The organism is Streptomyces sp. MK37H (assembly GCF_018035285.1).
In the GTDB taxonomy this organism is placed as follows: Bacteria; Actinomycetota; Actinomycetes; order Streptomycetales; family Streptomycetaceae; genus Streptomyces; species Streptomyces endocoffeicus.
This window is the reverse complement of sequence record NZ_JAAAYH010000498.1, coordinates 1-6,279: the sequence shown is the minus strand read 5'-3', so window position 1 is coordinate 6,279 and position 6,279 is coordinate 1. Positions and strand designations below refer to the sequence as shown.

Below are 6,279 nucleotides of genomic sequence, written 5' to 3'. Positions count from 1 at the left end.
GTGAGCCGGCGGCCGATGAACCGGACGAGTTCGGAGAAGACCACGCCGAGCACGGCCACGCAGACGATGCCTACGAACATCACGTCGTTCTGGAACAGCGTCCGCGAGTCGAAGATCAGATGGCCGAGGCCGTCGTTCGCGGCGATCTGTTCGGAGGCCACGATGACCAGGACCGCCACTCCGGCCGCGACCCGCATGCCGACGAGGACCTGCGGCAGCGAGGCGGGCAGCAGGACATGGCGGAACATCTGCCAGGGACCGGCGCCGAATACCTGTCCGGCCTCCCGGTGGCCCTCGGCGACTCCCATCACGGCGGCCATCGTGGAGATCCACACGAAGAAGAAGACGGTGGTCGCGACGAGCGCGATCTGGGGTCCCTCGCCGAGGCCGAACATATTGAGGAACACGGGGAGCAGTGCGAGCTTGGGCACGACGTACAGGGCGTCGAGCAACGGTTCCAGCGCCGCGCGGACCATCCGCAGCGCGCCCATCAGCAGCCCGAAGAGATAGCCCGCGGCGGTGCCGAGCGCGTAACCGGCGATCACCCGCTTGAGGGTGGCCCATACGTCCGGCCACAGCTTGCCGTCGGCGGCGCGCTGCCAGCCGTCCGCCGCGATCGTGGACGGCGCGGGGTAGATACGCGAGTCGATCCAGCGCCGATCCGCGGCGAGCTGCCACAGCAGGATCAGCGCGGCGGGCAGGGCGAGGGCGAGGGAGAGCTCGATGGCGCGGCGGCGCCGGTGGGCGCGGACCGGATCGCGCTCCCCCGGCCCGGGGCGCCGCACCAGCAGCGTCGTCTCGGCGGACCCGCCGCCCCGTTCACCTTCGCCGGGGTGTTCACCGGGCCGCGCGGTCGGGGCCGAGGCCGCCGTGTTCTCGCTCTTCATGAGGGCTTCCCCACCGGGTCCGCCGGAGCGGTGACACCGGCCCCGCCCCGCTGGACCTCGTCGCGCAGGAGTTCCCACAGCTCGGACCGCAACGCGGCGAACTCCGGAGCGCGGCGCATCGCCCCGGTGCGCGGGCGTTCGAACGGCGGGTGCCGTTCGGCGATCACCCTGCCGGGTCTGGCCGACATCACCACCACCCGGTCCCCGAGCACGATCGCCTCCTCCAGGCTGTGGGTGACGAACAGTGCGGTGGTGCGGGTCGCCTGGCACACCGCGAGCAGCTCGTCCTGGAGGATGGTGCGCAACTGGGCGTCGAGCGCGGCGAACGGTTCGTCCAGGAGCAGCACCTCCGGCTCCACCGCGAGCGCGCGGGCGATCGCCACCCGCTGCCGCATCCCGCCCGACAAGGTGGCCGGGTAGGCGTCGGCGAAGTCGGAGAGACCGAGCCGGGCCAGCCAGTCCCTGGCCCGCGCGTCGGCGGCCTTACGCGGCACACGCCGCACATCGAGTCCGAAGCGGACGTTGGCCAGCACGGTCTTCCAGTCGTAGATGCCGTAGTCCTGCGGGATCATCGCGGCCGGGTGCCGGCGACGCGCGCGAATCTCGACCTCGCCACCGCTGGGGCGGACGAGTCCGGCGACGATGCGCAGGAACGTGGACTTGCCGCATCCGGACGGGCCGACGATGCAGCAGAACTCCCCGTGCCGAATGTCGATGTCGAGTGGTCCGAGGGCGTGCACCTGCCGGGCTCCGTGCCCGAAGGTGCGGGTCACCGCGCGGGCACGTACTTTCGGCGCGGCCCCGGGTGCGGTGTGCGGCTCCACCCCGTAACTCCTGATCCGGTTGAGCGGGTGTCGTGCGACAACGGCTGCGCGCACCGCTTTACGATATGACGGGGCGTCAGATTCGGGCAAGGGTGGCGGATCGACTGGCAGCTCAGGGGCAGGGGACGGCTCAGGACGGCGGATGGTCCAGGACGGACGGCAGCTCAGGACGGCGGATGGTTCAGAAGGGACGACGGCTCAGGACAGGCGGCGGCACAGCAGTGCGTCCGGGTCGCCGGAGCTGCCCACCCGCGTGGTGAAGGCGATACCGGCGGCGTACTCGCCGTCCGCGCACTGGCCCTTGTAGGCGCCGTGGGCGAAGTCTCCACCCGCGGCGTCGGCGGGCCGGTCGTCGGAGCGGTCGAACCAGACCGTACGTCCCGTGGTGCCCAATGGGGCGCGGGCCGGGGCGCACAGCGCGGCGGACACCCGGCTGCCGCGGCGACTGTAGCCGATGAGGAACTGGTCCGAGGGGCACTGGAACTTGGTGTGGCCGGGGGCCCAGTCGCCACCGGCGGGTACGTACCGTTCGTCCGTGACGACCGTATGGGCGGTGCCGGGGGCACGCGGGTCGTCGGCGCCGGTGTCGGTGCACAGTCCGCGCCCGGTGGTGTGGCTGAGGCCGATCAGCCGCAGCCCATCGGGGCAGGCGGCCTTGTAGGCGCCCGGATCCCAGTCACCCCGGCCCCGCTCGATCAGCGACTGCACATGGTCGCCGTGGTCGGTGACGAGCATGCGCCAGCTGGGGACGCGGTCGGCGGGACCGGTGTGTCCGGGCGCGGTCATCAGCCGCTGCCACGCCGTGCCGCGCCAGTCGCCCTGATCGAGGATTCCGTATCTGCGGCCCGTGGAGTCGTAGCGCAGCAGCGCCCAGTCGTCGTGGCCTTCCCATCCCACGAGTGGCCAGTAGGCGAAGTCGGCGTCACGGTCGGCGAAGTAGTCGGTGATATTGGTGAACCAGGCGCGCGGGGCGGTGCCCGTCTCGGCCGATCCGATGCCGAACTCGCTGATCCACACGGGTGCCGTGTAGTGCCGCCCGCCGTCCTCGGCGACGAAGAACGCCTGGTCGGTGAGGGCTCGATACAGCTCATCGCGGCTGAGGTCCTGGTACCGGGGGTCGTGTGTCTCGCCGACGCCGGTGGCGCCGCTGTGGCGCGGGCCGGTGTATCCGTAGAAGTGGGCGGAGTACACGAGCTTGTTGGCGCTGACGAGGGTGTGCGAGAGGGTGCGCGCGGGGGCCAGAGTGGGGCGCTCGTGGGGCAGCCCGTCCACCGGAACCCCGGTCCAGTTGATGCCCTCGATCACGATGAGGAGATCGGGGTCGGCCTCGGTGAGGATGCGGTCGGCGGCGCGCTGGGCGGCGGTGTACCAGTCGTGCTCATCGCCGAGACCCCAGTTGGGGTCGTCCAGGACATCGCGGCGCACCTCGTTGTAGAGGTCGGCGCCCACCACGCGTGGTTCGTCGGCGTAGCGGCGGGCCATGAAGACCCAGTCGTCGATCCACGCTTGCGTGGACTGGCCGCTGTTCCACCGCTCGTTGCCGTCGATGCCGCAGCACCATCGGGTGGTGTTGGTGTGGTTGTTGAGGATGACGGCGAAGCCGTCCCGGCTGAGGGCGGACACCACGGCGTCGAAGATCTGCAGGGGTGTCTTTCCACGCAGTCGGGTGTTGGCGGCCACGGCGCTGTCCGGGACGGTCGCCGTGGCGTGGATCATCTCGTTGGAGAACGGCAGCCGGATGCTGTTGATGCCCAGCCGATGGAAGTCGGCCAGCAGCGTCGGCAGGGGAACCCGGTCCAGGCCGAGGGGGATGCCGGAGGAGTTCTGCCCGGAGTGGTGGTTGGCGGGGTCATCGACACTGCCGCTCCCCGTCCACGAGCCCTGCGCACCATCCCAGTTGGCCGACTTGAGCCGGAAGCGGTCGCCCTTGGCGTCCACGATGTACCGGCCGCGCGTCGACAGCGGCGGCTGCCAGGTGTCGGCCGCGGGGGCGGTGGCGGAGGTGGCGGGGGCCGCCTGCGCGGCGGGCTGTTGGGCGGTGGCGACCGGTCCCGGCGCCGTGGCCAGCAGAGCGAGGATCGACGCGATTCCCGTCAGGTACCTGAGTGTTCTCCTGGTCGGCATGCGGCCTTCCCGTGGGTGAGCGATGGTGCCCGAACGCGGCTCCGCCGGACCCGGCGCGCCCGGGCACCATACTGACGGTCCCTCACATCACCGTCCAGACAGCTTGCGATCAGCTGGGCGGCTCGATCACCAGCCGTGCCCCCTGCGTTTCGGTGGCGGAGGGCCCGGTCTCCAGCAGGAGCTCGCCGGGTTCGACGGCGAGGCCGAGGTCCCGGGTGACGGAGGCCAGGGTGTCGGCGTCGATCGCGAACACGGCGTCGGCCTGCTCCCCCGGCCGCAGGTCGAGGCGGGCGAAGCCGCGGAGCTCGCGTACGCGGGGCCACGAGGAGCCTCCCGACAGCCGGCGCACGTAGAGCTGGACCGTCTCGCATACGGGCCGCTCGCCGGTGTGTGGCCGCTGTCGGTGCGCTCGTAGGCGTGCCAGCCGTACATCCGCTGATTGACCTGGCCGACCTTCTCGCTGAGCGTCATGCGCCCCAGCAGATCGCGGACCCGGTCCGCCACGGGCGCGGTCGGGTCGCGGTAGGGCTGGTCGGTCACGTCAGCTCCAGGACGCGCACACCGTACGGGCCGAGTGTCACATCCGCCGTCGCCGCGCCGGACACCAGGTCGTGCAGCGTTCCCTCGGCGGCGGGGCGGACGGTGACCTCCTCGGGGCTCTGGCTGACCAGCCATACGAAGCGGCGCCCGTCGTCGTGGACGAGGAGGTCCGCGCCGACGTGGGGGCTGTCGACCGTCACCGGGCGGCGGACCCCGGCCACGTCGGCGAGCGCCGCGTACAGCCGGTGGGTCTCCTCGGGGTTGGCGCGGGCGGTGCGGGCGGCCATGTGCTCCAGGGGGTAGGTGGCCAGGACGGTGCGGCCGCGCCCGGTGTCGCGGATCAGGAGGGCGGGCCGCCCGTGGGCGTCGACGGCCACCACCCGGGCATCACGCGGAACGACCGGCAGATACGCCCGGCTGTCCTCGTTGCCCGCGACGGGGAAGCGCAGCGAGGTCCCGGCCGTCAGCCCGCCGAAGTCCTCGGTGAACGTCATCTCCAGGACGTCGTCCTCGATGGGCTCGGCCACGCCGTAGGAGAGCTGCAGTTCGACGCCGAACAGCCCGTCCAGGTCGTCGAACCACGGGCCGCGGGTCCCCGGGTGCTCGCCGGAGCAGAACGAGAGGTAGACGGTGGCGCCCGCGTGAGCGCGGCGTTCGAGCTCACGCCGGGTGCGGGTGGTGAGCTGGCGGGTGGCGGGGAGCAGATACAGGGCCGCGTCGCCGGGCAACCCGTCGGCTTCCCGGGTGAAGCCCACCGGCAGGTCGGCGGCGCGCGTGGCCACATAGCTCTGGTGCAGCGATGTGAAGATCAGCGGCCGGTCGGCGGGCCTGCTGTAGGGGTAGCCACGTTCCAGGAAGGCGGGCACGACCAGGGCCGCGTCCGCGTCGGCGCGGCGGCAGTGTGCGAAGTCCACGGCCTTCAACACCTCGGCGAACGCGGCGAGTTCGAGCAGCGGGGCCTTGGGGGCGCCGGTGTGGTCGGTGATGCCGAAGTGCATCTCGAAGGGGTGGTGGTCGTACGGCGAGCGGTCCCACAGGTCGTCGTAGTCGGTGTTGTTCCAGGCGATCCAGCCCGTGGCGCCGCCGAGCAGCGAGTTGTGCAGGGTCTGCCGGTAGTAGACCGCCGCGTGTCGATCGGACACGGTGTCCGTGGAGAGCCCGAACTCCTCCAGGACGACGGGCTGTCCGGTGACCGACGCCAGTTCGCACTCGAAGGCGGCGCGCAGGTGCTGACGCGGCCGGTCGGTGTCCGAGCGGTAGACGTGCGGGCCCACGAAGTCCACGTACTCGGCCGTCTCGCGCAGCGAGAAGCCGTTGTCGCGGCCGGTGACCTCGATGCCCCAGGCGCCGTCGCCGAGGGAGATGGGCTGGGTGCCGCCGGCCGCCCGTACGGCGTTGCACATGGCCTGCGCCCAGGCGGTCACCACCTCGGAGGAGGGCGGATCCACCTGGTAGACGCGGCCGTAGCCGGGCATCTCATTGGTGATGAGCCAGCCGGTCACCGCCGGGTGGTCCTTGAAGCGGCGGGTCATCTGGGACACGAACCACGCCTGGCGGCCGACCAGCCACACGTCCTCGTAGAGGTCGCGGCCGCCGCGCCAGGCGGGGTCCCAGTTCTCGCCCGACATGTGTCCGACGATGAAGGTGGGCACCGTGCCCATGCCCGTCTCGGTGTGGGCGTCGAGGAAGTCGCGGAAGCGCTCGCACAGCGTCTCGTCGACGCGGTGGGGCTGTGGGTGGAAGTCGGGCCAGTAGAAGAACGACCGGGTCATCGTCAGGCCGTGCTCGCGCAGCACCCGCAGTTCCGCGCGGACCGTCGTCGGGTCGTAGTCGCGCCACATCAAGGGCCCGCCGGTGCGGGACCAGAAGTTGGCGCCGAGCCAGGGCAGGACGGCGGGGTGGTG

General features: G+C 71.7%; 5 protein-coding genes. All 5 read right to left on the bottom strand.

The genetic code is table 11. The features are described from left to right. Positions 1-887, bottom strand: an 887-nt coding sequence (locus tag GWI24_RS38895; RefSeq protein ID WP_247617503.1) for an ABC transporter permease, incomplete at its 3' end; no start/stop codon positions are given. Then, positions 884-1,711: an ABC transporter ATP-binding protein gene (locus tag GWI24_RS38890; protein WP_210950745.1), complete on the bottom strand. Its 828-nt coding sequence runs from the start codon at positions 1,709-1,711 to the stop codon at positions 884-886. The genes GWI24_RS38895 and GWI24_RS38890, both read right to left, overlap by 4 nt. 198 nt (positions 1,712-1,909) lie before the next feature. Beyond that, positions 1,910-3,835: a glycoside hydrolase family 5 protein gene (locus GWI24_RS38885; RefSeq protein ID WP_210950743.1), complete on the bottom strand. Its 1,926-nt coding sequence runs from the start codon at positions 3,833-3,835 to the stop codon at positions 1,910-1,912. A 109-nt stretch (positions 3,836-3,944) separates the two neighbouring features. Continuing rightward, positions 3,945-4,259: a fibronectin type III-like domain-contianing protein gene (locus GWI24_RS38880; RefSeq protein ID WP_374103393.1), complete on the bottom strand. Its 315-nt coding sequence runs from the start codon at positions 4,257-4,259 to the stop codon at positions 3,945-3,947. Between the two features lie 112 nt (positions 4,260-4,371). Then, positions 4,372-6,279: cellulase family glycosylhydrolase (locus tag GWI24_RS38875; RefSeq protein ID WP_374103392.1), on the bottom strand; the 1,908-nt coding region annotated here is incomplete at its 5' end.